Raw genomic sequence first — 25,333 nt, forward strand, 5'->3', positions numbered from 1 at the left:
GACAGCCTCCCGATGGTCGGAGACCAAGAGGGGTATTAGGCTACCCAAATTCCCTCATTTCCGACCAACGGGCAAGCCCGATTATTTTACAGCAATGGCAGACGTGTAAACACTGTGCCAGTAGAAAAGAAGAAGCGTTGTACGGTGATTATTAGAGGTTAATACAGCCTTTTGATGGACAGGAGCCCTCTTGGTTGGCTACAATGGCAAGGAACGGTCGGCAGAGTGACTGAAACTGTGACTTGATGGCTGCGCTTTCCTGATGCAAGGCTGGTGAGCTGCCATCCAATGCCAATTCTGATATTGCCTTTGCCGCCTCGATGAATGAGAGCCAGTCTCCTCCCAGGTCTTTGTAAAAGAAGGGAAGAAGGGAGGTAACGAGGGCGTTATCTGTTTCCTGCGAAAGCACCTGATGGAAGGTGGCTTCGCAGACAGCTGTGAGTGCAGTCATACAAAAGGCGTGTCCTACAGATTCGGGAATGTTTCTTCCGCATGGCACCTTGCCAATTGAATTGCCATTGTCGGCTTTCTGCAAGATAATGGCTACTTCCTCTGTTGCATCTTCGTAGAGTTGTTCACATTCCGAGGCGCAAGCCGATGCGGACATCTTGCCGCTTCGCCATTCGTCCAATGCGGTACACATCTTCTGGCGGAACACATCCAAGGCTGCGTCAATCGGAGAAACGGCAGGTGTCTCAGCCAACATCGGGATGGTGATGATTTGGCTCTTCGTGAGACGGGTGACGGAAATCTGGTTCATCTTCTCCAACTGCTCGATGAAGGTGCGGACAGTGGCGCGGTGCCAATGCCAGCATCCTGCCAGTTCGGTAATGGTGATTACAAACTGCCCGTTGGACAGGCTGAACTCCTGCTTGCACAGATCCTTGGGGATGTACTGTACAGAAGCCTTGTCTACAAGGTCAAGGTAGGCTTCGAGCTTCGACAGCCTTATCCCGGACCTCTCTTTCAAGAACTCCAACAGGGACATCCGTTCAGACATCTTGCCGGAACTCGTTCTATGTTTCTGTTTCTTCATTTCAATAATCTGTTTGGTGAATACTGTTGTTTGTCGCCAGCTCCATTATACAAAAGGAACGGCATGATACAGGTGATACTTAATAGTAGTATATGATGAGCATTTCTGTGTCTTCGAGGAGCATCTTGCGGTCAGCCTTGTTCTTCCACAGCGATATGACTATGCGCGAGGGATAGAACAGTGATGCCAGAAGGACAAAGGAGATGGTGACAGCAAGCGTGAACAGATGAGGAGTGAAGACAAACACCACTGCCGCCAACGCGGCGATGCAGAAGGGTGTCCGCTCCTCGTGCAGACGCTGTAGCCACCTCTCCACATCCATAAAGACAAAGAATATGGCAAACGCTATGGTGGAAGCCACTACGCCTATGTCGTTATAGTGTACACAGAGGTAGAGGAAGTGGAACACGTACAGCAGGATGAGCAGCATCAACCGGTAGAGCTTCCTTGCTGTCACAAGCGCGGTCATGCGCAGATAGAACCGTGTCATAAACTGTCTGCGGCTTCTGTGCAGAATCATCGTCACAAAGAAGAACGCTGACATCAGGATGAGAAACAGTATCTTACTTGTCATAATATGTATAGCATGTGAATAATGGAAGTGGACTCAGGTCGGGCTGGACGACACCGTGTGTGGCAGTGGATATGATACGCTCCACATCCTCCAGTGTCAGTTCTCCCTTGATTATTCTCTGACGGAAAGCTCCGTCGGTTGTCCGAAGGCTCTTGATAGCCTGTTCCAAGTCGTACTCGGCTATCTGCCACACTTGCCCTCTCGTGTAGGGGAAATGATGGTGGATGGCCTTGACCACAAGCACACGGCTGAGGATGTCGGTCATTCTGCCGTTCCTGACTATCGTGTGGTTGCGGACAGTGGCGATGCTCTCAATCTCCAGCCATGTGCGGTGACGGTCGAGAAGATGGATAATCTTCATGTAAAGCGTTTCCTTCATCAGATGGTCGGGAGCTTGTGGCATGACTTTGGCCTTTGTTGTGGACAACAGAATGGAGCGTTGTTGCGGTAGAACAGGACTGTCATCTGGCAAATGTAACTTTCAAATGAAGTCGAGCAGGACTTCCTCCTTGGGCTTCATGTATTTGAAGAACCCGTTCTTGCAATGCAGACTGAGGTCGAGGCATACATCTGCCGACATGTGCTCCAGCGAGTCATAGATGGTCACTTTTATCTGGCTGACCATGCCACGCTCATCTGTGGAGCCGTTGACCTTGAACATCCGTCCGAAAGAAGGGTTGGAATAGGCACAGCAGCTGTGTCCGAACTCCGTATGACGGCTTGGAATGTGGTGATAGAGGATTATCATTTCCATCTCGTCTTCGAGCATATCCATCACCTCCTCTATCGTGAAAGGGGTGTTCAACTGGAAAGTAAGAAGCACGTAATCGTCATACTTGACAGGCTTCTCCATCTTGCGCTTGTCCAGCAGTTCTGGCAACTGCAAAGGCACGACGGCAAGGAAATCATCGCAAAACTGTTCTAACATAATCGTATTCTCTGTTTGGGGTGTTTATAATCTTGTGACATAAATCTTCATCATGAGCATGGGCATATCCGACAGGCGTTGCTTGTCGAGGTGCAGTTTCTTGGCCAGACCGTCCATCTCCTTGGGGAGCGCATCGGCTATTTTGTAGAGGTCTGCCTTGTCCTTGTCGGAGAGCACGCTCACGGAAAGGTCATCCATCGTCATGAACGGCTGCATCATCATCAGGAGGTAGGCGTGCATGGTGTGCTCGTCCTTTACCCTGCCACTATTCAGATCCTCGATAGCCGCTTGTGCGTTGCGCAGCAGACGGTGGTTGGTGCGCATGGAGAGGTATATCATTGCATCCTTGTGGGACAAATCCTTGCGGTCGGCGGCACGGAGTATCTCCCGACAGCAGTGTTCGGTGTTTCGTCTGATGTCACCGATGTCATCGTCAGCAAAATCCGGCAGGTATTGCAGGAAGGATTTGAAATACAAATGCTCTTCCTTGATGAAAGCGAGCAGGTCTTCCTTGCCGTGAATGCCTTGCTTGGCGGATTTTTGCAGGAACAGCAGGTAACGCTTCAGTACCGCCTGTTTACCACCTTTATTATATATAGGCAGGCTATCCAAGGAAGCGAAGAATGGCTGTGCTTCCTTCACGGCTTGCTGTAGTTCCTCATCACCAACATGGGAAGAGGTCTGTTCTCTGAGATAGAGCAGGTCGTGAAAGGTGCGTTGCTTAGACATCGCCATACGGCACAGCTCGATGTGGATGGAGTCGTTCAACTCATGATATACCGTGAACGGGTATGAGTGGGCTTTCCTGACAGTGTCACGTGAGATGCACGATGTCACGGAATCGTCCAACACGCGCCATTCGTTGACAATCTTAACTAATGTCTGAATTGAGACCTTGCCGTTCTGTCGAAGAGTGGTCAGAAAGCCATGATACTCTCTGATGGCTTCATCGCTCGAATGGAACGACTTCGTGCCGTTTCCGTCTGAACATGCTGTCAGCATGACTACGGCAAACGCAGTGGCAATACAAATGGCAAGTCTGATACAGCCATGCGAGTTTGATTTTGCATTATGCAATATTTGCTTCATGCAATGGAGGTTGGTTTGTCCTCCGAAAAGTTGGGTTTCATATTTCATTGTTGTCATTATTTTGAGTCTGATTTTGAAATTGACGGTGCAAAGTTAATGCGTTTCAGCGATATATTTGCAAGAATGACAGTAAGTTTAATCTTATTTGTGTATCATACTTGCGAGTATGATTTTCAATGAAATCAAGTGAAAAGAAAATGGCAAATTATCGTGTTTAAGTATGATTTTTCGTTCAAGTATGATTGTTTCTCGGAAAAATAGTGTACCTTTGCACTTGATTTCATTTAATAGCGTACAACAGTATGGCAAAAGTAGGTTACATCTTTATCGCCACCAATGGCGAAGAGTATGCAGAAGACAAGGCTTGGATGCAGCAATACGGCTGTGTTCAGGTGATAGAGGAACTGTCCGAACACGAGAGGCTGCGCCCGATGTGGAAGCAGCTCATATCGAGTCTGGAGCGCGGCGACGAGCTGGTGGTGTCGAGGTTCAGTAACGCACTGCGTGGCACCCGTGAACTGGCTACATTCATAGAATACTGCCGTGTGAAGGTGGTTCGCATCATCTCCATCCAAGACCGCATCGATACGTTTGACGAACTTTTCCCCGACACCAAGCCCTCACAGGTCATCCGTATGTTCGGGTCACTCTCTGAGGAGTGTGCCGTGCTGCGCAAGGCATCGGCACACATCATCCATCTGCAACAGAATATCCGGCCGCCCAAGAAGTCGGAAAGGGCACTGTCGAAACTGGAGCGTGAGAAGAATATCGTGAACATGTACAACGAGGGGCACAGCATAGATGACATCTTTGCCATCAGCGGCTTCACAAGCCGAAGTTCCGTGTTCCGCATACTCAACAAGCATGGTGTGACGCTGAACCGTGGACCTCATAGTGGACCGCTGAAGAAAAGGAATAAAGAATAAACAAAAAACAGATACAATGAATAAGACATTCAACATCTACTGTGATGAAAGCACCCACATGGTGCATGACGGTCATCCCTACATGCTTTTGGGATGTACAAGTATAGCATACACACAAATCCGCATGGCAAAAGATGCCATAAAAGATATTAAGAAGAAGCACGGCTATAGTGATGAGCTGAAATGGACAAATGTCCACGAGGCCACGTATAAAGTCTATGCAGAGCTTATAGACTGGTTCTTTATGAATGACATGGAATTTAGGGCTGTGGTTGTTGACAAGAGTCAGATTGACGAGAAACGAGAAGACTATACGTTTAATGATTTCTACTTTCGCATGTACTACCAATTGCTGCATCACAAGATGGACATGGATTATACATATAACATATATATGGATATCAAGGACACATGCAGTAGCGATAAGCTGGAGAGGCTCAGAAAAATAATGGAATACAACTCTTCCATTGGCAGGTTTCAGTTTATACGTTCACACGAAAGTGTCTTCATCCAATTGGCAGATGTTCTAATGGGAGCCATCAACTACAACCTTAGATATGAAAAGGGAGAAGTTGAAGGAAGGGTGAGAGCCAAAATGAAGCTGATTGAAAAGATAAAAAAACACAGTAATATCAGTCTCAACACCACAACTCCCAAATTTAGAAAGAAGTTTAATTTGTTTTTTATCGCACTGAAATAGCCAATGAGCAGTTTGAATATTATCAAGAAATACCCTGAGCTGCTGGAACTGGCATATCTCAGTGAACGAGAAAGAGAGCATGATCTTCATGCAATATTCAAGCGTGATATAGAAGATAACTGTCAATTCTCATTCAGAGGGTGGCGCATCTATCCTATAAAGACAGATGGCGAGATTGACATGGCAAGATTGTTCAAGCATCTTACCTGTGAAGAAATCATGGTTGAGAACGAAGACGGTACGACTTATCCAAAGCGAGTATTCGAGATGGCTCGTTCACAAAGGCTTCATTGGATAAATCACCATGTGAGAGAATTGACACCAGACAATCTGGATGTATTTACCATAGAAGAGAGGGACGGCAAAAAGCGTAAGGTCAAGAAAACATACATCTATGATAAAGTGGAAAAGTATGTTATTGTCTTGGAACAACAACGTAGCAACGGATTCTATCTGTTGACAGCATACCATCTTAACAAAGAGTATGGACTAAAGGCTTTGGAAAAGAAGATGAAAAAGAGATTGCAGACACCACTATAAAACGCAAGACCCGAATTGCATCAAAGGCAACCGGGTCTCGAAACTCCTTCTATCTATAGATGAGCGCTGCAAAGGTACGAATATTCTTTGAAATAACGAAGGTTTTTCATTGAATTCTTCTCGATTTTAACATTTGCAGGGCAGTATTGTAAGATAACAGGAAAGAAAATAGCATAATTTTACAGAAAATCGTAATGGAAACATTCAAAGACGTTATATCAAGTGACCAACTTGTCTTGGTCGATTTCTTCGCCACCTGGTGCCAGCCATGCAAGATGATGCACCCCATCCTTGAGCAGGTGAAGGAAGTGTTGGGTGACAGAATCCGCATCATCAAGGTAGATGTGGACAAGTATGGGGTGACTGCAAGTCAGTATGGCATACAGTCTGTGCCCACATTGATGCTGTTCAGACGCGGCGAAGTGTTGTGGAGGACGAGCGGTGTGATGCAGAAATCAGAGTTGCTGGCAACGATTGACCCGTTTTTAAGATAAAAGAGCAGAAATGTCAAAATCTAAATTAAAGTCTGTCCTCATGTCCATGGACAAGAGTGAAATAATAAAAATGGTATTGGAACTTTATTCTGCACGGAAAGAGGCAAAGGAATATCTTGACTTCTATGCAGAGCCGAATGAGGGCCAGAAGCTGGAAGAGTATAAGCACATCATACGGGAAGAGTTCTATCCGAGCAGAAACAGAGAGCCAAAGACACGCTTCTCAGTGTGCCGCAAGGCATTGTCCGACTTCAAGAAACTGAAGCCTTCGGAAGATTCAGTCGCAGAATTGATGGTGTTCTATATGGAGAATGCCTGTCAGTTCACTTATGACTATGGAGACATGTGGGAGCAATTCTATGATTCTGTTGAGAGTAATTTCGACAAGACATTGCGCCACATCGTGCTTTATGACCTTTGGGACAAGTATGATTCCCGAATCAAGCAATGCCTTCGTTGGGCAAGCCCTTGTGGATGGGGATTTCCTGACGCACTGAATGATATGTATGAGGAAATGAAGGCGCAAAATGAGGAACTCCGAAAGAAATACAGGAATTTCAAGATGCCCATCAACGCTGATTATTAAACGAATATACTCAAATGGGGAAACCAAAGAAAAAACATAAGAAAGCGAAACAACTGCCCTTAAGCAAAGAAGAGCAGATTTTTCAAGCGGCAAGAGACCTTGCAGCTGAAATTGGCATATCCTATTCTGAGGCATTAGGGTTTACTTTGGGCATAAAGGACGTAACGTATGGTTGGGAAGAAGACTATACGGAAGAAGAGTTTCAGGCACTGATTGACCACGCTGTGGGAGACACTGATTATGAGCACACCCTCTATTGAATCATCTACACGAGAGGAACGTTTGGATTACGTTCTGAATGAATGGAGATGTCTGCACAACTGTGAGCTGTGCGGTAAGTGCCATATTCTGAAAGGCAGAAGCGAAGAAATACTCTATGCAGACTATATAGACGGCAAGCGGTCATATATGGATATAACATTAGAAATCAGAAGCAACAGATAATGATGTCACAGAAATACATATATCCATCGTTGTTCCAAGAGGAAGAGCCGCAAGAAAGCGTTCCTGGTGATAAGAAAGAGTATGACCTGACGAATCTCTTTGAGAGATTGGCAAAGTCTGATTTTCGCAGCCGGTTCCATCTGTCCAAGCAAGACAGGGAGTATGTAATGGAAAAGGGATTGCCGACGATACGAAAACACGCAGAGGACTTTGTGGCAAAAAGACTTGCTCCGGCTGTCATACCGAACGACGGCAAGCAGACTCCCATGCGTGGGCATCCTGTTTTCCTGGCTCAACATGCCACTGGCTGTTGTTGCCGGGGATGCTTCTTCAAGTGGCATCACATCTCAGCAGGCAGGGCACTGACCAAGGAAGAACAGGAATATGCTGTTGCCGTATTGATGGCATGGATTGAAAAACAGATGAATAAAGGATGAAGATAGAAGAAGCCATAGTATATGTGATGGTAAAGCGAAATGGCGGCATGACAACCGACCAGATTGCCGATGCCATCAATCGTCATAGGCTGCACCTGAGAAAGGACGGTCAGCCTGTGACAAGCAAGCAGGTGTATGCAACAATCTGCCGTTTCCCTGAAATGTTCACAAAAGAAGCTGGCAGAATCATGTTAATGATATGACGTAACGATATGACAATAGATACAACCAACATGTGCTCACACCTTCAGAAGAAGTTGTTTGAACCAGAAGGTGTGTATTATCCTATATGGCAAGCCATGCAGGATGATGAGACCTTGACAGCAGTGGTACGAAGCAGACAGCTGCACATCTACAGAAACGGGAAGAAAATTCTCGTTCTGGCAGGTAAGGCACAACCGAAGATTATAAGGGAAGACAAAATACAAGAGTTAATAACAAGATTATAAACAAAACATCAAATCATCAAAACAATGGACGCAAAAGAAAAAGTATTGGCAACAATGAAAGAGGCTGGTCAGCCTCTCAACGCAGGTAAAATCGCAGAACTCAGCGGTCTCGACCGCAAAGAGGTAGATGCAGCCATGAAGCAGCTGAAAGCAGAGGGTGCAATCGTCTCTCCTGTGCGTTGCAAATGGGCACCTGCAGAGTAAGGTTTATACTGCTGTCTTGAAATATAGGCAGCAGTATCTTTATTTTTATCAAAATGTTAAGGTGAGGAATCTGAATATCCTTGCCTACGGACACAATTATCCGCTGCATCTTTTTGGGGTAAGGTGCAGACGTATGGCTGTCAGCGTATCTTGGTTTAAAGACGCTTAGCGGTCACGGCGGAAGTCGTTTCGTCTCTCTCCGCCGAACAAAGCTCTGAGCACATTGCCCAAAGCTCCGAACACGAAGTAGCAAACGATGATTGCAACAATATCGTCCATAAGCATTTTCTGTTTTATGGGTTATACACTATTATGAAGATTCACTATGTCCAATCCCTGCCTCTTGGCTTCTCTGACGGTGTAGAACGTGCCGCCCTTGGGATTGCCATCGAAGTAGGCTATGAGACGTGAACTGCGGTTGACCATATAGTCGTTGCGCCTCAGAAGGCAGCCATTGTAGTATTGCTCGCTCAATACGACCACGTCATCCACGATGCGCAGGATGGCATCATACTTGGCTTGCTCTTCCTTGCTCCACCGGTCAGACTGACCACGGAACGGCACAACGGCTATCACCTGCAAGTCCTTCAACTCGCATTGCAACGAAAGGGCGGCTTCTGCCGCCAGCAGGTCAAATCCCATTGCCATGCCACAATAGAAATACCGGTAGCCGTCGGCATACGCCTTGGCTATCTCCGATTTGAGACATTGCTTCAACTCCCTCCGCTTGGCGAAAGGTACGCTGCGGTGTCCGCTGAAGCATACGGACACTGCCTTGTCGTACTTTGTCATACTTTACCTTACTTTATAATGTGTGCGTGCGAGGAACATACCGCCAATAACACATGCCCCGAGCCTTTCGAGTTGGTTGGCATACTTGGCATAGCTGAGACCCTTGGTTATCACATCGTCAAAGACCAACACCATTTTGTTGTCGAAGAACGGCTCATCAAACTCAACGACATTCGCCTTGCGGACTTCATCCTCGTTCTTGCGGTTATCGTGGATGGTCTTACGCTCTCCGCATACCCTCACGTGCTCGTAGCCGTTTTCCGCTCCTGTCAATTCACACACCCTGTGGCAGAAAGCCTTGTAGCGGAGTTCGTTGCTCTCGCTTGTGGATGCTGGAACGGGGGCGAAGACGATGTTCACGCAACCCTTGCCGTAGAGTGTCAGCATATTCTCTGCGGTGCGCTGCGCCACTTCCTCGTAGGCTCTTCCGTCCTTGAAGTCAAACACTAATTGTCTGTCGGCAATCTCCTTCTCACCCACATTGCGGATGCGTGCGGGATAGTATTTGCAGAACCAAGTCTGAGGCTTGTCTAACTGCTTTTGGATTTGATAGTCATTCTTGTGTGCCATTGCTCTTATGTTTTTTCTTCCCTTATTTCGGAGGCTTTTCCTGCCTGCCCAAGGGATATTTTTTGCTTTCCAAGAGTGATGGCGATCAAAAAGCCAAATCGGGAGCGAAAAATACGCTCTGCACGCAGAGGAAGATTTTTCGGTCAAATGCAATGGACGATTTGGTGTTTGAACAATCGCCAGCATTACCTTTGCAAAACAATATCCGCAGCGGCAAGGCAGGCGAAAAGAAATCTGTTATGTAAAAGAGGAAACGGGCGGGATGGCGTGGGGCGAAGCTGTATATGGGGAAGGACGATAGTTGATATGAGGGAAAAAGAGAAAATCTTGTAATAGGGAACGACATTGCCTTTTATCAGCATGGAGACAGTCCTACAAGCAGAGAAAACTATTGCCCTAAAAATGAGTTGGATAGTATTTTCTAAAAGTAGTATCGACTACGAATAGTATAATAGTCGAATAGTTTTTACTACCATACTACGGATAGTAAAGTCTGTTTATAGAAGAGATAGCGGTATCATCGTCTGTTCGGCGATGATACCGCGCGGCACTCATGTGTCATGCCGCTTTAGGTATTCTGTCATTGCCTCATTGACAATATCACGCAAGGACATCCCTTTCTTGATGGCGAGGTACTTCATCCTCGTGTGGATGCTCTTGTTGATAAGGAAATTGCAATGCACCGGCACTTCGGTAGTCTCAGAAACAGACACAGGTGGTGCTGGTGTAGTTTCTGTGACTATCTGCTCCTTACTCGGCTTCTTTGTGGAAGAAAGGAGTCCGTTGAGACCGCCTTTCATTCCCTCTTTCAACATACTGCTCTTGCTCATGGCTATGCTATTTTAAGTTTAACACTTCTTTTGCCAAAGACATATAATCACTGGCACCATTGGATTTGGGATTATACTCAAAGATAGTCTTGCCGTTGATGGGTGCTTCTGCCAAAGCCACATTATCACGGATGACGGTCTTGAAAACCTTCTCGTGAAAACTGTCATTGACGATTTCCCTCACGCTTCGGTTCAACGTCTTGCGGCGATCGAACTGGGTGATGACGATGCCGCCCACTTTAAGGTTGGAGTTGAGCCGCTCCTGAACGATGCGGATGATGTCCATCAACTTTGCCATACCTCTCATGGCAAGGTATTGCGCTTGAACAGGGATGATGATGTAGTCGGCTGCGGTGAGGGCATTCAAGGTCAGCAAGCCCAATGACGGTGGACAGTCGATGATGATGTAGTCGAAATGCTCTTTGGCGATGGCTTTGGTGATAAGTCCCTTCAAGATAAGCTCCCGTCCCGGCTCGCTGATAAGCTCTAACTCAGCCGCAGACAGGTCAAGGCATGAGGGTGAGACGGTGATGCCGTTGTGCAACTTGACCAACGGCAAGGTGTACTGTCCACACATTGCGCCATAGACTGTCTGTTCTTCCTCGATGGACAATCCCAAGGCTTCCGTGAGGTTGGCTTGTCCATCCATGTCAATAGCCAAGACGTTCTTCTTACTCAGTTGCAGAGCTGCCGCAAGGCTTACTGCGGTCGTACTTTTCCCTACACCACCCTTGTGATTTAATACTGCAATTATCTGTGTCATAACATGATACTACTATTAGTGAATACTACTTTACTATTCTACTACTGATAGTACATACTAACCATAGTAAAAGCGGATTTACTACGATTAGTACGTACTACTCTCAGTTGATACTACCCTCAGAAGGGAAGGTCTTCGCTCTTGTCCTGCGGTGCATCGGCTGGCGGTACGGGAGCCTCGCCCTCTGCCTTGGCTGCCTTGCGTGCCTTTGTTGCAGGTGTGTCGGTTGCATCCTTCTTCCCTGCATTGACAAAGGCGATGGAGTCAGCTATGATGCTATGCTGTATGTGGTTCTCTCCGTTGCGGTCTGTCCAAATGGAAGAAGTCAGTGTGCCTTCCACAAGCACCATACGACCCTTGGTGAGGTATTCAGCCAAACGGATATGGTTCTCCTTGCTGCTCTTCACCCTTACCCAAGTGGTGATTTGCTTGCCCTTACTGTAGTCGTCCACTGCGATGTCAACAGCCATGAATGTTCCGTGTGTACCTGTGATGACGCGGCAATCCTTTGCTCCGATGCGTCCGATAGTGTGAGTGTAAATCATAATGTGAAAATGTTATAGTGGCAAGTTGGTTAGACTTGCCGTTACCTTGTTATTTAAATGACTTTTCTTGTTGATTGAACATAAGCTATTGCTTCATTCATAATTTCTGCTCGTGACCTACTCTTGTTATCTTGCATCCACTCATCAATTTCAGATTTGAGGAACATGATACGTTTCCCCTTCTTATGGAATGGTATTTGTTTATTGCTTGTCCAACAATAGATTGTGTGTTCAACTGGATGGGTAGGGAGATACTCACTCAATTCGGAAACACTAAGCCATTCCAATCCCTTATCGGGCTGAATTTGAGTCATTAGTGTGGAAAACTTTTCTTCTAAAATCTCCAGCTTGTTTATTACTAATGACAATGCTGATGGCAAGTCATTAAAACTCAATATTTGCTTTTCCATATCAATATATGTGTGGCAAGTTGGTTAGGCTTGCCGTTACCTTGTTATTAATATCCTTTCTTCGTCTGCCTTGTATTGGCGACAAAAGACTTGTTGCTGCCTGTGAGACTGATAGAGCCGCAATTAACAAACTCTCCGTCGGAATAGACTCTGTACTTCTGTCCGCTTACCTCATGCTTCTGTTTGATGCGCTCTCGCATCCACTTCTTGGCTGCGGTCAATGAGCAAAAGGTCTCGCTCTCCTTGGTCGTCTCGTCATATACGATGCACTGGGTCATACATGCTCCTACTTCATCCATGCACCTATACTCGACGTGACATAGTCCAACTGACCGCCAAATATGTCGCTTGGCTCTATGTCGTATTGTCCATCCCTCACTTCCTTGTCCTCTCCAAGAAGCGACAAGTTTCCGTCGGCATCCAAACGTGCTGCGTCTATGACGATGTCACGAGGCTCGTCAAAGAGATAACCTGCCACGATGGGCTGCTCTCCCTCGAAATGCACCTCAAAGCCTCCGTCCACCTCCGTGCCGTACTTGCGAAGAGCCGCTTTCAGCTCGTCCTGCTCCCGGTGCTGCAATGCCTGGAGTTGTCCGTGGATAGTGAGGTCTTGCAGTTCTGCCTCTCGTTTGGTGTGGGTTGCCTCGCCGGTCTTGCAGTCGATGTCATACTTGTGGTAAACCACTGGGATATGGTCTGCCGATGTGACAAGCCATGTGATGTTGTTCACTGAGAAGCCCTGTCTGGTGAGGAACTCCTCGATGTCTGAGCCGAGAAGGTGGTCGGCTACGTCAAGATACTCGATGCGTGCGTCAGCATCATGCAGGATGATAATCTTCATTGCCTTTCTATTTTTAGTGATACAAATAAGTTTGTCGCCCATGTCGCTGGACTTGTTTAACTACGTTGAAGAAACTTACGCTCAGCATAGTGAATAAATTCCCTCTGCGTTCGCTTAACCGTTTCTTTCTCTTCCCTCCTTTCGAGACCTTTCAGCCTGTGGAGGGATATTTTCTGCTCCCACAAGCCGCAAGAAAAGACATAAAGACAAATTATGTGTGAAGAATACTCTTTTCCGAGGAAAAGGAAGATTGTTCACAGTCACAAGACCTCAAGCAGAATTTGACGATTGTCTCAGACGCGGCTAACTTTGCAGGAAATATGCCTACCACTGCGCTGATTGGAAGAAGATTATTGATATTGGCTGCAAGAGGAATGATGTGTTATATATAAAGAGGTAAGAAGAAAGATTGAAACAGTAAGGGTGGGCAGTGAAGTGTTTGCAGGTCTGCTGTACCGACATAAAGCGAGTGTGTTGGCTGACCGGGATGCAAGTCATCAAAGCTTCAGCCTTGATAGCTTGTAGCACGGACAGACAATTCTCTCGCGTCGGTACTTCGGCATACTGTCAGCTTTGGCTAATAGCAACGTGTTGCCATCAGCCAAGGATGTCTGTATGACGACAGACCATGTAACGCTTCGCAAAGGCGTGGGGCAAAGCAGTATAATTTAGAAGTAGATAGTAACGTATATCAGGCAAGAAGAGACAGTTGCGCAACGGACAAATCGGGCACTCCTGTCAGCATGACAAATGTGCCTTGTCCTTGCCGCAGGACACTGAGGCAGATTGGACGTAGCAGACATGTCTGCCACATTCAATATGCCTGAGTGGACAAGAACTGCCTCTTGTATAGCAGAAGAGAAATTGTAAAACAGTTGATTAGTGGTAAAGGTGGTATGGGTGGGCAGAATGGCATTACACGGACATTGCCGAAGCCCGATAATGGGACAGCCAGACAGCAATAAAGGCAGTTATCAGAAGTGTCAGTTTCTGATAGTGACATTGTTGGCTGCCTGTCACATGGGATTCGTGCGGTGTCCGTACAGTAATGCCGTTCTGAAGGTGTGGGGCGAAGCGATACAACGCACTTGGACGAAACCACCGCTTATAACAGAAAATATTTTGCAGTCAAAGAGAAGAAGAATAGTAAAGCAGGTGTGGGTGGGTAGTGAAGCTGTCGCAAGATTGACGGTCTGAATATCAAGGCGAGTGGATAGCCAGTAAAGGACACAATTATCAGAAGCCTCGGCTTCGGCATCTTGTGGCATAGATGGCAGTCCTCTCGCGTTCAGACCTTGGCATACTGTCTTTCTTGGCTAATAGCGACTTTGTCGCCATCAGCCGGGAATATCTGTATGCCAACCATCTTGGTGACGTTTCGCAAATGGTGAGGGACGAAGTGGTTAGAATAAAGGAAGACGGCGTTGCCGTTATGGTTAATAAATGCACATGGTTGTTATTAGAGAAGATTATCACACGCTATAACAGCAGATTGATGTCCCTGAGCAAAACAAAAGCGACCCGAAGGTCGCCTTGTTATGGAGAGGAAAGGCTATTTCTTGCCTTTCTTGGTTGCTGGCTTGGCCGGCTCTTCCGCAGGAGTCTCCTCCTTGTCGGGACACTCGTAGAACTTGGTTGCAACCATGATGATTCTGGAGTGCTTCACGCCATCCTTGTCTGTCCACTCCTCTGGCTTGAAGAAACCCTCGACGGTGAGCAACGTGCCCTTGGTGAGCTTGTCGAATGATTCGGTGTGCTCGTTCTTGCGCCATGCCTCCATATTCATGAAAGCCGATACGCGGTTGGTTTCCTCGCCGTTCTTCTCCTGACGGCCTACTGCCAATGAGAAGCGTGCTACGCTGGCGTTTGCGAACTGACGGATTTCTGCATCCTTACCTACGAAACCTGAAACTGTGAAGTTGTTCTCGATCTTTTTCATTTTGAATTGAATTTAAAAGTGAAACTTAATTTTTACATGCATTCAAAAGCAGGGATGTGGCACCATGTGGGAAGCACCATGAAAATCGTTCGCAATACTCTTTTTGTCGTTGGCGGTAAGGGAGAAAAAGGAAGATTACGCACTATTTTATTGGTCACAGCGATAGCGGCCACACAAGAAGGAGGAAGTCCTTCGCAGCATCACGCTACCTTTGCATGGTAAAAATAAGTGGCTTTCAAATAGCTCAATTCAGAAAAAGACGGGGCCAAACAATGGAACAAAGGTTGTAAGCAAGGAGGCAATCCGTATGCAACAGACAGGGGCACTGCTATGGCTGTATGCCTGGAGAAACGAAGCGGGAAATCCGACCTTACAGCTGTATCATCAGAAGAGTGAGGAGCATGAACACTGATGCACGATGAACGACAAGCCTAAGGGTCAGCTTAGCAATAGAGGCATCAAGCCAAAAGAGGACAGACATCAGAGGATTGGCGATAGCACTGTCATCATGCTAAGACCAAGTTCTGTGTCCGACAAGGAAGAGTCGCAAAAGACAGACGAGTAAAACCAAAAGGCGAAATGACCATTCCTATAACAAGGTACAGAGACGCTTAAAACGGCGAAGGGACTTTGGCGACGTATCGCTATACAGGTGTCGAAGCATCGCTTCTATAACAGGACTGGAGCAAGTGAGCAAACCGCACAACTTGCTCCCAAGGTATTTCAGTTACAACAGCCATAACCTCATTGGAGGATTGTCCTAAAAGAGTTTTTGCAGTCAAAGGAAGAAAGAGTCTGCAAGCCACATAGCCAACAGACTCTCTCCTGATTATTCACAGATGACAACATCATCCTTGTACTCCGTCACTTCCTTGCCGTTGATGAGCTGGACAATGACCTCACAACCCAAGTCCTCGACAATCGTTCCCTCTGTCTGACCTCTTCGGGGATAAAGCAAGGTGCAGAAACACCCTACAACGCCGTCCAACTGCTCCATGTCTATCGTTGCCATATCCGTTCCTCCTTGTTAGCCGAATGTGATTGGATTGATGCAGAAATTCGTGTCCTCTGCCTCATACTCGTATTCATTGATGAAGTCAATCATCTTCTGTTCGCTTCTTCCGTCCTGTGAGACACCAGTCTTCTCACACCACAACTTGATAGCATCACCAAAGGTGGAGTAAGCACCCTCACAATCCTCAAAGAGTTCTCCGTATGCAGTGACGTAGCACTCTTCGGGGAAGAAGTCGTTCTCATCGTGCGTATAGAAGATGTCGCAACCTGGCTCAACCTCTCGCCAACTGATTGAAAGTTCATCGCCAAGTGCCTTGTTCACCTCCTCAAAGAACAAGTCGCATGAAGACCAAGCACTTTCGGTGTCAAAGGACAAGAGGGCATAATCGTCTTCCACGTTCTCCTCATACTCTGCCCAATAGATGTGTCCTCTCACCGAGATGCCTTTCTTCTCGTAGTCAATGCCATAGTGTTCTGCCAAGAGATACAGATACACATTATTACTGTTCACCTCCAACTCTTGGAGTGTGTTCCAAAGGTCTGCCACGGCTTTGCGTGAGCCTGTCACCTTGTACTGAGTGTCGCAAATGTTAGCCATAAGATAAAATTTTTATTTTCTTCCCTTATGTAGAACCAACTACCATCGGGATTGATTAAAGAATTATGTTGCCCCAAAAGGTGTTATGGCTCATCAATGCAAGGTTTTGCCGTCAAATACTACCTCTGCCACAATCAGAGCGTGGAGATTTCACGGACAAACCACAGGCACCGACCTTGCAGGATGAACGCCATGACAGGTACCTTTGCAACACAATTCTTATCAAAGCCCGATGGGGTGGTACATGGCAGACTGCATGGTACAGCAGTGTGAAGTGACGTTATAGGTGGAGATAAGGCTATAAGAGGTTTTTGCAGTCAAAGGAGAAAAGAGTCCACAAAGTGCAGTATCTACAGGACAAAAACACTTTAGTTTACCTTGGTTAGCTCTTATATATATGCTAACCTAAAGTAAACTGTATATATGTCCGTCTAAAACCCGAAAACCGTACGGGTCAGCTTACGTCAGAAACAGAAGTATAGAACCATAGAAGTGGTTCAAGAAGTCTTTCTTCCTTTGACTGCAAAATATTATCTTTGCACGAATCATAATTGCCCTGTAGGATTTAATATAATTTAACACTCTTTGTTGAATGCAAGGAAGAACAGCTTCAATATGCTGAATATCAGTAGTATAACATTGTGTTAACCCTTAATCTGTAGAAAAGGATGTTATCATACAAAGTAATGTCCATTTGTACTTTTTCTATATGGTTTTATACTTACATTTGCATATCATTTGTATCTTGATAACAGTAACTAACTGATTATCAATATACTTTATATTTGAGGAAGTGAAGTAATGCCGAAAGGTAGACACATAATACACTATAAGCAAAAGCGTGCAGCTCATTGGGCTGCACGCTTTTTTGCGTTTATGGGATTTTGTTACAACCATATCCACAGCAAGAAGAAACTTCTCTTTCCTTTGGTTAGACTGGATTGAACTATTAGACTCTATGGGGGACGCATGGAGAGGCACGTAGCGGGGGGCTTTTGTTGTATCTGGTATGGGCCACGCTTTACGCTCCTAACAACCCGATCCACAGCAGAGAGAGTCTACTATCCCTTTGGGATGGCTGGGATGGGGCTTCTGGATAAGGCTTCTCTTGTGGGCTTGGTGAGCGACTTATGCGCCTTTTCTGCACTGATTACTGCGATTATTGTGCGTATTGTCGCGTCTTAACATGATTTAACCTACTTGACCTTGCTTTTTAACACCTTTGTTGACCTTTTGTCATAAATATGCCGTATTTTTGCAGAAAATTAACGCTGTAATGGTTACTTTGCGCTCCATCCACGACCCATCCATTGCCCCGCTTGCTGCTGCGAGTGGTGCGTTGCGTGTCGCTTGGCGGTGCTGAGTGCCATTTCTGCTTACACCTATTTATATATATAACCCATTCAACTACTGATATTCATTAACAATTAAAAACTATAAACATTATGACAAAACATTTACGATTAATCATGCTATCCCTGCTCGCAATGATTTGCCTGGGGGGGTATTCGCAGCCAAAAAGTGTTGTATACACTTTTGCCAAAGAACCAACGTTAGTAAGTGGCAAAAACATTGTTTCTAAGTGGAATATTCCTACAAAGGGTAATACTGACAATAATGGACGCGGCTATGGATGGTCTAAGCCAAGTGAAGCAGTTACAGCCACCTTGAGTGCAGATTCGAAAGTTCGTGTCACATCTATTGTTATCAATGCCAATACAAATGGTACTACTACTACTGTTGCAATTGCCGTTGGCAACAATGCTATCGCTGCCCAAACAATTCAACAGAGTGTTAAAAAAGGCGATACAAATAAAAACTATACATATACTTATACCTCCAAGGAAGAATCAACTGATATTAAGTTCACACTTAAATCCAATAAATCTGTTTGGATTAAAACTATTACGATTTATTATGAAGAATCTGATGGTAGAGCTCCCACAACGGTTAAGTTCACAGGATTGACAGGTGAAGGTGTTAACTTGATTGATGGTAAATTAGACGGCAATGATTTTACTGGCTACACCGCTAAAGTAGTAGGCGATGTTGCTGGAGAAATCAAATATACAAGCGACAATGAAGCAGTAGCAACAGTTGACGCAAACGGCCAACTGACTATCAAAGATTATGGTAAAGCTACCATTACCGCTACATTCACCCCTGTCAAAATAGAAAAATACGCTGAGTCCACCGCTTCTTATACTGTAACCAATACTAGTCTACAATACACATCAATAGCAGACCTCAAGAAAGTTGTTACAGCTGACGAACAGTCTTTTGAGCTTAAACTGACCAATGCCATAGTTACTTATGTCTACATAAACAATGCTTTTATTCAGGATGAATCTGCTGGCATTCAGATTTATATGAAAGGCCACGGTCTAAAAGCAAAAAATACTTTTACAGGTATAGTCAATGTCAAGGCAAAGCTTTACAACGGCCTCGCCGAGATTACGAGTTGGACATCTACTGTAACACCTACTCAATCTGAGGTACCAGAACCTGTAGTAGTAACTCTTGCAGAACTCAAAGGTGACAACTATAGTAAATATGAAAGTGTACGTTGTAAGGTAGTGGGAGTTACCGTTACCAAAGGCATGAATGTCCAAGATGGAGAAATATCCCAAAATGGTACTGTTATGGCAGTTCGTGGCGGAGTAAAAAGCTTAACAATGAATGAAGGTGCAATCCTCGACATGATTGGTTACCCCTCAATCTTTAATGGCACTAAGCAATTCCAGGTATGGAAGAATAGCGATATGACAGAGCATCAGACTGTCAAAGAAATCACCCTCTATGAGGATCGCGACAATACTGTAGAGGCGGCTGAGAATGTCAATGTTACCTTGAAGCGTACGCTGGTTGGTGATGGTGACTGGAACACATTGTGTGTGCCTTTCTCTCTTACCGCAGCACAGGTCAAGGCTGCTTTCGGTAACGATGTAGAACTGCGCAAACTCTCCTCTATTGAGGGTACAACTCTTAAGTTTGTAAGCACCGACATAATTACAGCTGGTGAACCCTGTCTAATTAAGGTGGCTAAGGATGGTAGTACCTATAATTTTGAAGGCGTAGCTACGATAGCCGTTGCAAACAACAAGGTTTACACCTTTTCAAAGGTTAGTGGAGACATACAATTCCTCGGCATTTATTCTCCTATGGATGTTGTGACGGTAAATCCAGCAGGTCCCTCAACTGGTTATTACGCATTCCTTGGTGAAGGCAATAAGTTCTTCAAGGCTCAAGCGGAAACTAAGATGAAGGGATTCCGGGCTTTCTTCCTGGTTCCCAACAATGTTCCTTCTAACGCTCTCAAGGCTGTTATCGACGGCACTGCCACAGGTATCGAAGACCTGGTAATCGACGGCGTCAAGGCCAACGGTCGTGTATACAACCTCAACGGCCAGTATGTTGGCAACAGCCTCAACGGTCTGCAGCCCGGTCTCTATATCCAGAACGGCAAGAAGATAGTAGTAAAGTAATATAACCCATAATATACATAGATATGAACAAAATGAAATATGTGGCTCCTGCAGCCGAAAAGATAATCATCAACAACGATGCCATCTTGGCAGGTTCAATAAACAGCACCGGTGAAATAGGTGGCTTTACCGGTGACGAGGAGGTTAAAGACCAGGGATTTGCCCGCAGCCCATTGGCCACAGACGTTTGGGAAGACATCGACGAGACCAACGGATATAAATAACCGACCGTGAAGGGCAGGTGATGAATAAGCCCCAGCCCATAGACAATAACCAAACCAGCCCCCATGCGACGAAAGAGTTGCGTGGGGGCTAATTGTTGGTACGCTCGGCATGAACATTGTCTAACGGGTGAAAGTCCTGAGGTGCAACCATCCGAAACCAGCCGCCTTCTCCATTTCGTCGAGACTGTTTTCCTTTGTCCCTCAAAAAAGTTATGCTCAATTTGAATAAGGACAACCATATAGTTATGGCGTAGCATCCTACTGATATGCGCATGGGCGTGAATGGTATGTGTGGGCAGGTCCGGCAAGTGGATCTGTAACCGGCTAATGGTGACGTGTATATATTTGTGGGCAAGTCTCGCACGACAATGAAGTTGCTCCATTGGGAACGTGGAGGAGATGTGATGTACTACAAATGTTTGGAGCAAGGCAGTTTCCATCCTCGCATATTTCTTCGTCAGGGCATAGGCTTCAGGTCTATGCGCTGGGATGAGCATGTACTTCTGATGGAAGAAATGTTAGAATCGTACTTTTTGCCGTTCAAAAGAAATAAATTCCACCTTTTGCACTACCCTTTCGTCATTATATTCATAAAAATCATCAAATTATTGTTGATTGTGACGGTTATTTGAAATAAAAGCAGTACCTTTACAACTGATAACATTTTATCTATAAATAACTAATACAGAATACAATGAATAATATATTATCACTTTTAGATAATTTCACGCTTGATAATGCTGATGACATCGCCAAGTCATTGGCTAATGATTTCCGTAAACGTCGCATAGAGAAGAATCTTACTCGTGAGCAGGTTGCTGAGAAGTCGGGCGTTGCTGTAGCAAACATCGTGAGATTCGAGCAGAAAGGACTCATTTCGCTGAAGAACATCATTGGCATTGCTATGGCTATGGAATACACGTCTGAGGTAAAGAATATATTTTCTGAGCCAAAGTACTCAACAATGGAGGAACTGACTCAGATACGCAAGAACACTGGTAAAACGAGAGCACATAAGCAATGAACAATATAGATAGACTAACTGTAAAATACCACGGTGAGATTGTAGGAGTAATCTCGCTGACCCCAGACGACAAGCGTCTGGCTTTTGAGTATGATCCTCGCTGGCTTGCTGAGGGATTCAGCATTTCGCCATTGGAACTTCCGCTGAAGACTGGATTGTTTCTTGCAAAGCCAACAACTCTGTATGGTGACTTCGGCATCTTTGAGGACAGTCTTCCCGATGGCTACGGTCGCTATCTCCTTCACAAGGCTTTGATGCGTGAAGGCATTGATGACAGGAAACTGACTGCCATTGAGCGACTGAGCATCGTAGGCAATAGCGGCATGGGAGCTTTGACATACGAGCCTGAGGCCATCATATCAACAGGAGAAGATATTACCGACTTCGACTTACTCCAAGAGAAGGCTCTGGAAGTTCTCAAAGAACAGCAGGACACAGACGCTGGACTTCTGCTCTACAACAGCGGTAACAGTGGTGGTTGCCGTCCAAAGGCAGTGTTCTCAGACGCAGAAGGACATTGGCTTGTAAAATTCCGTCACACATACGATCCTAAAGACATGGGACTGCAGGAATACCATTACAATGAGATAGCACGCAAGTGTGGCATCGATGTACCAGACTTCAAACTTACCAATGGCAAGTACTTTACAACTAAGCGATTTGACCTTACCGACGATGGCGAGCGCATCCATACAGCTACTGCAGGTGGTTTGCTATGCCTTTCACTGTCTGAGCCTGTGCTTGACTACAGCAACTTGCTTGCTTTGACTGGCTACATCACACAGAATCCAAAGTATGTGGAGGAAATATACCGTCGCATGGTATTCAACTACCTTACCGACAACAAGGATGACCACTGCAAGAACTTCAGTTACCAGGTTCGTAAGGATTCAAATGGCAAGTTCATCTGGCATCTTGCTCCTGCATACGACCTTACCCTATGCACAGAAGGCTACAATGGTCAGCACGCTACATCTGTCAACTCTACCGGCTACCCTACTCTTCAGGACTTCATAGCCGTTGGCACAAAGATTAAAATGAGCGAGAAGCGTTGCAGGGAAATCTTTGATGAGGTTTATCAGAAATGCGGTGACCTTCTGCTCAATGACATTACAAAGAAATAACAGGAATGGTATAAACAATTTTGGCCTTCCAAAAGAAAGAGAGAACTATCACAATGATGGTTCTCTTTTTTTGCATAGCATTGAAGCAATGGCAAAGCACCTATAGGAGCTGTCGTCACTATGCAACTTCAGTAAATCGCAACCATCCGAAACAAGCCGCCTTTTCCATTTCATTGCTGTCCGCTAAAACTCTAAAGAGCACAAATTCCCCGCCCGAAGTCCTGAAATGGGACTCTGGGCTTGTTTTATAAAAAGTAAGCCCCTCTCTAATCACCTGAACCATTTTTGCCCAGTCTTTTTCTGGTTCCTCAAGGAAAGTATAGCAGTTCACATAATACATGAGCATGATTCTTACCATTGATGCCAATCCAGAAAAGCTCCAAGAGCGTTTGATGCGTTTTTTTATGACCATCAGAAGGAGATTGGCTATTAGGGTGCCCCAAATCTGTATCTTGATGGCGTTGGCGCTCTCCCCATAGAAGTATTTCAGCGGGAAATTTTGTTTCAACTGCTTGAACAGCAACTCTATTTCCCATCTTTGGCGGTATATGTCGATGATGTCTTCCACCTCCATGGTCATGTCGTTGGTGAGCAACGATATGACTTTCGCCTTTTTCTTCGCAGGATCGACATAGGTGACAATACGGGCCTTGTGTTTGATATTCTCTCCGCCCTTTATATGTTTCCTGAACTCCACGACCTGAACTCTACACTCCATGAGGCCACACGGCAACATGTACATTGTGTCAGAAAGAGTGTCATATACAAGATTCTTCTTCATCTTTGTCACGTATGTGACGCCACGATTGGTAAGTTCCTCAAACCTGGCATAGTCTATGTAGGCCCTGTCCATGGCAATGATATCTCCATCGTTATAATTCGCGGGCTTCAGCATAAAGCTGTCATTGGTTGCGGCTGACGTGAACTTGATGTCAGACGGCACGAACTCGTTAGCGTGGATATTGGTGTGCACTTTTATACCACCCTTCTTTTTCCCGGTCTTGGGATGCCTGCCCACGCCTTTGAAAATGAGGTTGGAAAAAAGGCTTATTGTCGTGGAGTCGATAATCTGCAGGCGGTTGAACCATGCGGGCATCCGAAGTTTTTGACACAAAGATAATATAACGCATCTGCCTGCGGGCGCGCCAGCCCAGAGGTTGTATGAAATGGCAGGGGAAATGTATGAAGTGTGATATCCGTTGTGATTGGAGCCAGGGTGGGCCCCATCCCAACCTTCCCCAACGAAGAATGCGACAAAACCACCCCATCTTCAGTTCCATGGATTTGGTTTTGTCGCATCATCTGTCTTCCCGGACGGTTGTCAGGCCGCGCGATGCTTCCTTTTCCACCACAGGTAATAGCCGCTGATGACGCCGGCTGGTGCTGCGCCTTGCCCCTTACTTTTCATAGAGCTCTATGGGCAGACCGTCGGGGTCGCTGAAGAAGAGGAAGGGCTTGTGGGTGTACTCGTCGGTACGGACGGGCTCGTGGACGATGTGGCGGGCGTCCAGCTCTGCTGCCGCCGCGGCTATGTCGTCGACCTCGAAGGCGAGGTGGCGCAGCCCCGCAGCTTCGGGATAGGAGAGGCGCGCGGGTGGAGAGGGGAAGGAGAAGAGCTCTACGACATAGGTGTCGCCGAGGTAGCAGTCGGCCTTCCACGAGTCGCGCTCGCTGCGATAGTGTTCGCTACGGATTTTGAGCCCGAGCACTTCGGTGTAGAAGCGCTTGGACCGACAGTAGTCGCTACAGATTACGGCTACGTGGTGTATGTGGTTGAGTTTCATCTCTTATGAGTTTGTATGTTTGCTGACCATGTTGCCCTCGGCCTGTTGTTCCTCTGGGCTGTATCGGTACACCCTGACCATCTGGCTGTCGCCGCCCAGCAGTTGGCTGCATCGGTTGAGGCGGCCCGTGTCTACAAATCCGCACTTCTCCATGACCCTGCCCGACGCCGGATTGCCCGTGAAGTGGTCGGCGTAGATGTTGTCGAAGTGCATCACGTTGACGCAGTAGTCGACCATGAGCCGCAGCGCCTCGGTGCAGATGCCCCTGTTCCAGTAGGGGCGCCCCAGCCAGTAGCCCACTTCGCAGTCGTGGGTGCCGATGTCGATGTTGCTCATCGCGTGGGTGTAGTAGCCTATGCAGCCGATGGCTTCGCCCGTCTCGCGGAGCACTATCGCCCAGGTCGAGTCGTTGGTGAAGACAGAGCGGATAATCTCCAGGCTCTCTTCGACCGACCGGTGGGCGGGCCAACCGGCTCGCGGCCCCACTTCGGGGTCTGAGGCGTACTTATAGAGCGCCTCGGCGTCGGTCTCCCGCCATCGGCGGAGTAGTATTGTCGCTGTTTCCATATTGTCGTTGATGTGTGGTGTGGGTGAGGGGGCTCTGGCGCCGCCCTCGGTCATTGCGGCTGTAAAGTTACATAGGAAGATTAACACCGCCAAACTATTTGCCTATTTTCTCATCATCCCCAGCCCAGGCCTCACTGTCTTGGCGACCGTGGGAGGCGTGGATAGCGGCTCGTAACGTATGACGCGGGTGCTCGTAACGTAAGGCGCGGATGCACGTGTCGAACGATACGGATGCTCGTTTCGGACGATACGCGTCAGCCAAGTGGCCCTCGGCGTCGGTGGAGGTCATGAGAAAAGTTGACGGGGTCATGAGAAAAGTTGCGGAGGTCATGATAAAAAACATCGAGGTCATGAAATCAGTATTTTAGGTCATGAAAGGAGTGGGCGGGGGCACGAAATATGTGTATGGTGGCATG

The 25,333-nt window shown here is 46.5% G+C and carries 33 protein-coding genes and 2 pseudogenes; 16 read left to right on the top strand and 19 right to left on the bottom strand.

What is annotated here, in order from left to right:
• Positions 1-151: 151 nt before the first annotated feature.
• The 5 genes from CIK94_RS10650 to CIK94_RS10670 all read right to left on the bottom strand — a co-directional run bounded on the left by CIK94_RS10650 (position 152) and on the right by CIK94_RS10670 (position 3,675).
• On the bottom strand, positions 152-1,036 hold the full coding sequence (locus CIK94_RS10650; RefSeq protein ID WP_005816280.1) for a hypothetical protein: 885 nt from the start codon (positions 1,034-1,036) through the stop codon (positions 152-154).
• A 79-nt stretch (positions 1,037-1,115) separates the two neighbouring features.
• Complete coding sequence (locus CIK94_RS10655; protein ID WP_005816282.1) at positions 1,116-1,610, bottom strand: hypothetical protein; 495 nt, start codon at positions 1,608-1,610, stop codon at positions 1,116-1,118.
• A complete protein-coding gene (locus CIK94_RS10660) occupies positions 1,600-2,013 on the bottom strand; it encodes a hypothetical protein (RefSeq protein ID WP_005816283.1) in 414 nt (137 codons plus the stop codon). The genes CIK94_RS10655 and CIK94_RS10660 overlap by 11 nt, the downstream gene beginning before the upstream one ends.
• 78 nt (positions 2,014-2,091) lie before the next feature.
• Positions 2,092-2,538, bottom strand: a complete 447-nt coding sequence (locus CIK94_RS10665; protein ID WP_004319947.1) for a hypothetical protein — start codon at positions 2,536-2,538, stop codon at positions 2,092-2,094.
• 24 nt (positions 2,539-2,562) lie between these two features.
• Complete coding sequence (locus tag CIK94_RS10670; RefSeq protein ID WP_005816286.1) at positions 2,563-3,675, bottom strand: hypothetical protein; 1,113 nt, start codon at positions 3,673-3,675, stop codon at positions 2,563-2,565.
• A gap of 254 nt (positions 3,676-3,929) precedes the next feature.
• On the opposite strand from CIK94_RS10670, the gene CIK94_RS10675 reads away from it, so the two are divergent.
• The 10 genes from CIK94_RS10675 (at position 3,930) to CIK94_RS10720 (ending at position 8,407) form a co-directional block, all read left to right on the top strand.
• Entirely contained in the window at positions 3,930-4,553 is a 624-nt protein-coding gene (locus tag CIK94_RS10675) for a recombinase family protein (protein WP_005816288.1), read from the top strand.
• Positions 4,554-4,569: 16 nt separating this feature from the next.
• The gene (locus CIK94_RS10680) at positions 4,570-5,253 is read left to right on the top strand and encodes a DUF3800 domain-containing protein (RefSeq protein ID WP_005816290.1); all 684 of its coding nucleotides are present in this window, start codon (positions 4,570-4,572) and stop codon (positions 5,251-5,253) included.
• Between the two features lie 3 nt (positions 5,254-5,256).
• On the top strand, positions 5,257-5,793 hold the full coding sequence (locus CIK94_RS10685; RefSeq protein ID WP_005816292.1) for a hypothetical protein: 537 nt from the start codon (positions 5,257-5,259) through the stop codon (positions 5,791-5,793).
• A gap of 194 nt (positions 5,794-5,987) precedes the next feature.
• On the top strand, positions 5,988-6,287 hold the full coding sequence (gene trxA / locus CIK94_RS10690; protein WP_005816294.1) for a thioredoxin: 300 nt from the start codon (positions 5,988-5,990) through the stop codon (positions 6,285-6,287).
• A 10-nt stretch (positions 6,288-6,297) separates the two neighbouring features.
• Positions 6,298-6,873 (top strand): DUF6155 family protein, encoded by a 576-nt coding sequence (locus tag CIK94_RS10695; RefSeq protein ID WP_007837469.1) that lies wholly within the window; start codon positions 6,298-6,300, stop codon positions 6,871-6,873.
• A gap of 14 nt (positions 6,874-6,887) precedes the next feature.
• The gene (locus CIK94_RS10700) at positions 6,888-7,133 is read left to right on the top strand and encodes a hypothetical protein (protein ID WP_005816298.1); all 246 of its coding nucleotides are present in this window, start codon (positions 6,888-6,890) and stop codon (positions 7,131-7,133) included.
• A 183-nt stretch (positions 7,134-7,316) separates the two neighbouring features.
• Positions 7,317-7,754 (top strand): DUF4186 domain-containing protein, encoded by a 438-nt coding sequence (locus CIK94_RS10705; protein WP_005816300.1) that lies wholly within the window; start codon positions 7,317-7,319, stop codon positions 7,752-7,754.
• A complete protein-coding gene (locus CIK94_RS10710; RefSeq protein WP_005816302.1) occupies positions 7,751-7,957 on the top strand; it encodes a hypothetical protein in 207 nt (68 codons plus the stop codon). Before CIK94_RS10705 ends, CIK94_RS10710 begins: the two co-directional genes overlap by 4 nt.
• Before the next feature lie 9 nt (positions 7,958-7,966).
• Positions 7,967-8,203 (top strand): hypothetical protein, encoded by a 237-nt coding sequence (locus CIK94_RS10715; protein WP_005816304.1) that lies wholly within the window; start codon positions 7,967-7,969, stop codon positions 8,201-8,203.
• A gap of 24 nt (positions 8,204-8,227) precedes the next feature.
• Complete coding sequence (locus CIK94_RS10720; protein WP_005816310.1) at positions 8,228-8,407, top strand: transcriptional regulator; 180 nt, start codon at positions 8,228-8,230, stop codon at positions 8,405-8,407.
• 300 nt (positions 8,408-8,707) lie between these two features.
• Here CIK94_RS10720 and CIK94_RS10725 read toward each other — a convergent pair whose 3' ends face one another.
• Together CIK94_RS10725 and CIK94_RS10730 are read right to left on the bottom strand one after the other, a co-directional pair.
• Positions 8,708-9,199: an SLOG family protein gene (locus CIK94_RS10725; RefSeq protein WP_005816313.1), complete on the bottom strand. Its 492-nt coding sequence runs from the start codon at positions 9,197-9,199 to the stop codon at positions 8,708-8,710.
• A gap of 3 nt (positions 9,200-9,202) precedes the next feature.
• Positions 9,203-9,769 carry a hypothetical protein gene (locus CIK94_RS10730; RefSeq protein ID WP_005816315.1) on the bottom strand — a complete coding sequence of 189 codons (567 nt, stop codon included), beginning with the start codon at positions 9,767-9,769 and terminating at the stop codon, positions 9,203-9,205.
• Here CIK94_RS10730 and CIK94_RS10735 point away from each other — a divergent pair.
• Complete coding sequence (locus CIK94_RS10735) at positions 9,763-10,014, top strand: hypothetical protein (RefSeq protein ID WP_225494525.1); 252 nt, start codon at positions 9,763-9,765, stop codon at positions 10,012-10,014. The two genes, CIK94_RS10730 and CIK94_RS10735, sit on opposite strands and share 7 nt — an antisense overlap.
• Before the next feature lie 306 nt (positions 10,015-10,320).
• On the opposite strand, the gene CIK94_RS10740 is transcribed toward CIK94_RS10735, so the two are convergent.
• From CIK94_RS10740 to CIK94_RS10795, 9 genes are all read right to left on the bottom strand, one after another.
• Entirely contained in the window at positions 10,321-10,599 is a 279-nt protein-coding gene (locus CIK94_RS10740; protein WP_005816317.1) for a plasmid partition protein ParG, read from the bottom strand.
• A 7-nt stretch (positions 10,600-10,606) separates the two neighbouring features.
• Positions 10,607-11,362 (bottom strand): ParA family protein, encoded by a 756-nt coding sequence (locus CIK94_RS10745; protein ID WP_005816319.1) that lies wholly within the window; start codon positions 11,360-11,362, stop codon positions 10,607-10,609.
• Between the two features lie 119 nt (positions 11,363-11,481).
• Complete coding sequence (locus CIK94_RS10750) at positions 11,482-11,907, bottom strand: single-stranded DNA-binding protein (RefSeq protein WP_005816321.1); 426 nt, start codon at positions 11,905-11,907, stop codon at positions 11,482-11,484.
• A 53-nt stretch (positions 11,908-11,960) separates the two neighbouring features.
• Complete coding sequence (locus CIK94_RS10755; RefSeq protein ID WP_007837478.1) at positions 11,961-12,317, bottom strand: helix-turn-helix domain-containing protein; 357 nt, start codon at positions 12,315-12,317, stop codon at positions 11,961-11,963.
• A gap of 47 nt (positions 12,318-12,364) precedes the next feature.
• The gene (locus CIK94_RS10760) at positions 12,365-12,616 is read right to left on the bottom strand and encodes a hypothetical protein (RefSeq protein WP_007837480.1); all 252 of its coding nucleotides are present in this window, start codon (positions 12,614-12,616) and stop codon (positions 12,365-12,367) included.
• Complete coding sequence (locus CIK94_RS10765; protein WP_005816324.1) at positions 12,604-13,158, bottom strand: hypothetical protein; 555 nt, start codon at positions 13,156-13,158, stop codon at positions 12,604-12,606. The genes CIK94_RS10760 and CIK94_RS10765 overlap by 13 nt, the downstream gene beginning before the upstream one ends.
• 1,552 nt (positions 13,159-14,710) lie before the next feature.
• Positions 14,711-15,097, bottom strand: coding sequence for a single-stranded DNA-binding protein (locus tag CIK94_RS10775; protein WP_004319910.1), 387 nt, complete (start codon positions 15,095-15,097; stop codon positions 14,711-14,713).
• An 829-nt stretch (positions 15,098-15,926) separates the two neighbouring features.
• Positions 15,927-16,109 carry a hypothetical protein gene (locus CIK94_RS10790; protein WP_004319908.1) on the bottom strand — a complete coding sequence of 61 codons (183 nt, stop codon included), beginning with the start codon at positions 16,107-16,109 and terminating at the stop codon, positions 15,927-15,929.
• 15 nt (positions 16,110-16,124) lie between these two features.
• Complete coding sequence (locus CIK94_RS10795) at positions 16,125-16,709, bottom strand: hypothetical protein (RefSeq protein ID WP_005816332.1); 585 nt, start codon at positions 16,707-16,709, stop codon at positions 16,125-16,127.
• 1,445 nt (positions 16,710-18,154) lie between these two features.
• Here CIK94_RS10795 and CIK94_RS10805 point away from each other — a divergent pair.
• From CIK94_RS10805 to CIK94_RS10825, 5 genes and pseudogenes are all read left to right on the top strand, one after another.
• A complete protein-coding gene (locus tag CIK94_RS10805) occupies positions 18,155-20,194 on the top strand; it encodes an Ig-like domain-containing protein (protein ID WP_094423036.1) in 2,040 nt (679 codons plus the stop codon).
• 23 nt (positions 20,195-20,217) lie between these two features.
• Positions 20,218-20,418 carry a hypothetical protein gene (locus CIK94_RS10810; protein WP_094423037.1) on the top strand — a complete coding sequence of 67 codons (201 nt, stop codon included), beginning with the start codon at positions 20,218-20,220 and terminating at the stop codon, positions 20,416-20,418.
• 332 nt (positions 20,419-20,750) lie between these two features.
• Positions 20,751-21,050: pseudogene (gene tnpB / locus CIK94_RS14955) on the top strand (IS66 family insertion sequence element accessory protein TnpB); the annotation flags it as partial.
• Between the two features lie 62 nt (positions 21,051-21,112).
• Positions 21,113-21,442: a helix-turn-helix domain-containing protein gene (locus CIK94_RS10820; RefSeq protein WP_022311307.1), complete on the top strand. Its 330-nt coding sequence runs from the start codon at positions 21,113-21,115 to the stop codon at positions 21,440-21,442.
• Complete coding sequence (locus tag CIK94_RS10825; protein ID WP_094423040.1) at positions 21,439-22,566, top strand: type II toxin-antitoxin system HipA family toxin; 1,128 nt, start codon at positions 21,439-21,441, stop codon at positions 22,564-22,566. Before CIK94_RS10820 ends, CIK94_RS10825 begins: the two co-directional genes overlap by 4 nt.
• A gap of 277 nt (positions 22,567-22,843) precedes the next feature.
• Here CIK94_RS10825 and CIK94_RS10830 read toward each other — a convergent pair.
• The 3 genes and pseudogenes from CIK94_RS10830 to CIK94_RS10840 form a co-directional block, all read right to left on the bottom strand.
• A pseudogene (locus CIK94_RS10830) lies at positions 22,844-23,656 on the bottom strand (IS4 family transposase); the annotation flags it as partial.
• Positions 23,657-23,963: 307 nt separating this feature from the next.
• The gene (locus CIK94_RS10835; protein ID WP_094423041.1) at positions 23,964-24,350 is read right to left on the bottom strand and encodes a VOC family protein; all 387 of its coding nucleotides are present in this window, start codon (positions 24,348-24,350) and stop codon (positions 23,964-23,966) included.
• Between the two features lie 3 nt (positions 24,351-24,353).
• Positions 24,354-24,917: a GNAT family N-acetyltransferase gene (locus CIK94_RS10840; protein ID WP_094423062.1), complete on the bottom strand. Its 564-nt coding sequence runs from the start codon at positions 24,915-24,917 to the stop codon at positions 24,354-24,356.
• Between the last annotated feature and the right edge of the window lie 416 nt (positions 24,918-25,333).

The sequence above is a fragment of the Prevotella sp. P4-51 genome, assembly GCF_002251455.1.
Classification (GTDB): Bacteria; Bacteroidota; Bacteroidia; order Bacteroidales; family Bacteroidaceae; genus Prevotella.

Coding starts and splice junctions, on each gene's coding strand:
- CIK94_RS10650 (WP_005816280.1), bottom strand. CDS start 1,036: ATGAAGAAACAGAAACATAGAACGAGTTCCGGCAAGATGTCTGAACGG.
- CIK94_RS10655 (WP_005816282.1), bottom strand. CDS start 1,610: ATGACAAGTAAGATACTGTTTCTCATCCTGATGTCAGCGTTCTTCTTT.
- CIK94_RS10660 (WP_005816283.1), bottom strand. CDS start 2,013: ATGCCACAAGCTCCCGACCATCTGATGAAGGAAACGCTTTACATGAAG.
- CIK94_RS10665 (WP_004319947.1), bottom strand. CDS start 2,538: ATGTTAGAACAGTTTTGCGATGATTTCCTTGCCGTCGTGCCTTTGCAG.
- CIK94_RS10670 (WP_005816286.1), bottom strand. CDS start 3,675: ATGAAATATGAAACCCAACTTTTCGGAGGACAAACCAACCTCCATTGC.
- CIK94_RS10675 (WP_005816288.1), top strand. CDS start 3,930: ATGGCAAAAGTAGGTTACATCTTTATCGCCACCAATGGCGAAGAGTAT.
- CIK94_RS10680 (WP_005816290.1), top strand. CDS start 4,570: ATGAATAAGACATTCAACATCTACTGTGATGAAAGCACCCACATGGTG.
- CIK94_RS10685 (WP_005816292.1), top strand. CDS start 5,257: ATGAGCAGTTTGAATATTATCAAGAAATACCCTGAGCTGCTGGAACTG.
- trxA (WP_005816294.1), top strand. CDS start 5,988: ATGGAAACATTCAAAGACGTTATATCAAGTGACCAACTTGTCTTGGTC.
- CIK94_RS10695 (WP_007837469.1), top strand. CDS start 6,298: ATGTCAAAATCTAAATTAAAGTCTGTCCTCATGTCCATGGACAAGAGT.
- CIK94_RS10700 (WP_005816298.1), top strand. CDS start 6,888: ATGGGGAAACCAAAGAAAAAACATAAGAAAGCGAAACAACTGCCCTTA.
- CIK94_RS10705 (WP_005816300.1), top strand. CDS start 7,317: ATGATGTCACAGAAATACATATATCCATCGTTGTTCCAAGAGGAAGAG.
- CIK94_RS10710 (WP_005816302.1), top strand. CDS start 7,751: ATGAAGATAGAAGAAGCCATAGTATATGTGATGGTAAAGCGAAATGGC.
- CIK94_RS10715 (WP_005816304.1), top strand. CDS start 7,967: ATGACAATAGATACAACCAACATGTGCTCACACCTTCAGAAGAAGTTG.
- CIK94_RS10720 (WP_005816310.1), top strand. CDS start 8,228: ATGGACGCAAAAGAAAAAGTATTGGCAACAATGAAAGAGGCTGGTCAG.
- CIK94_RS10725 (WP_005816313.1), bottom strand. CDS start 9,199: ATGACAAAGTACGACAAGGCAGTGTCCGTATGCTTCAGCGGACACCGC.
- CIK94_RS10730 (WP_005816315.1), bottom strand. CDS start 9,769: ATGGCACACAAGAATGACTATCAAATCCAAAAGCAGTTAGACAAGCCT.
- CIK94_RS10740 (WP_005816317.1), bottom strand. CDS start 10,599: ATGAGCAAGAGCAGTATGTTGAAAGAGGGAATGAAAGGCGGTCTCAAC.
- CIK94_RS10745 (WP_005816319.1), bottom strand. CDS start 11,362: ATGACACAGATAATTGCAGTATTAAATCACAAGGGTGGTGTAGGGAAA.
- CIK94_RS10750 (WP_005816321.1), bottom strand. CDS start 11,907: ATGATTTACACTCACACTATCGGACGCATCGGAGCAAAGGATTGCCGC.
- CIK94_RS10755 (WP_007837478.1), bottom strand. CDS start 12,317: ATGGAAAAGCAAATATTGAGTTTTAATGACTTGCCATCAGCATTGTCA.
- CIK94_RS10760 (WP_007837480.1), bottom strand. CDS start 12,616: ATGGATGAAGTAGGAGCATGTATGACCCAGTGCATCGTATATGACGAG.
- CIK94_RS10765 (WP_005816324.1), bottom strand. CDS start 13,158: ATGAAGATTATCATCCTGCATGATGCTGACGCACGCATCGAGTATCTT.
- CIK94_RS10775 (WP_004319910.1), bottom strand. CDS start 15,097: ATGAAAAAGATCGAGAACAACTTCACAGTTTCAGGTTTCGTAGGTAAG.
- CIK94_RS10790 (WP_004319908.1), bottom strand. CDS start 16,109: ATGGCAACGATAGACATGGAGCAGTTGGACGGCGTTGTAGGGTGTTTC.
- CIK94_RS10795 (WP_005816332.1), bottom strand. CDS start 16,709: ATGGCTAACATTTGCGACACTCAGTACAAGGTGACAGGCTCACGCAAA.
- CIK94_RS10805 (WP_094423036.1), top strand. CDS start 18,155: ATGACAAAACATTTACGATTAATCATGCTATCCCTGCTCGCAATGATT.
- CIK94_RS10810 (WP_094423037.1), top strand. CDS start 20,218: ATGAACAAAATGAAATATGTGGCTCCTGCAGCCGAAAAGATAATCATC.
- CIK94_RS10820 (WP_022311307.1), top strand. CDS start 21,113: ATGAATAATATATTATCACTTTTAGATAATTTCACGCTTGATAATGCT.
- CIK94_RS10825 (WP_094423040.1), top strand. CDS start 21,439: ATGAACAATATAGATAGACTAACTGTAAAATACCACGGTGAGATTGTA.
- CIK94_RS10835 (WP_094423041.1), bottom strand. CDS start 24,350: ATGAAACTCAACCACATACACCACGTAGCCGTAATCTGTAGCGACTAC.
- CIK94_RS10840 (WP_094423062.1), bottom strand. CDS start 24,917: ATGGAAACAGCGACAATACTACTCCGCCGATGGCGGGAGACCGACGCC.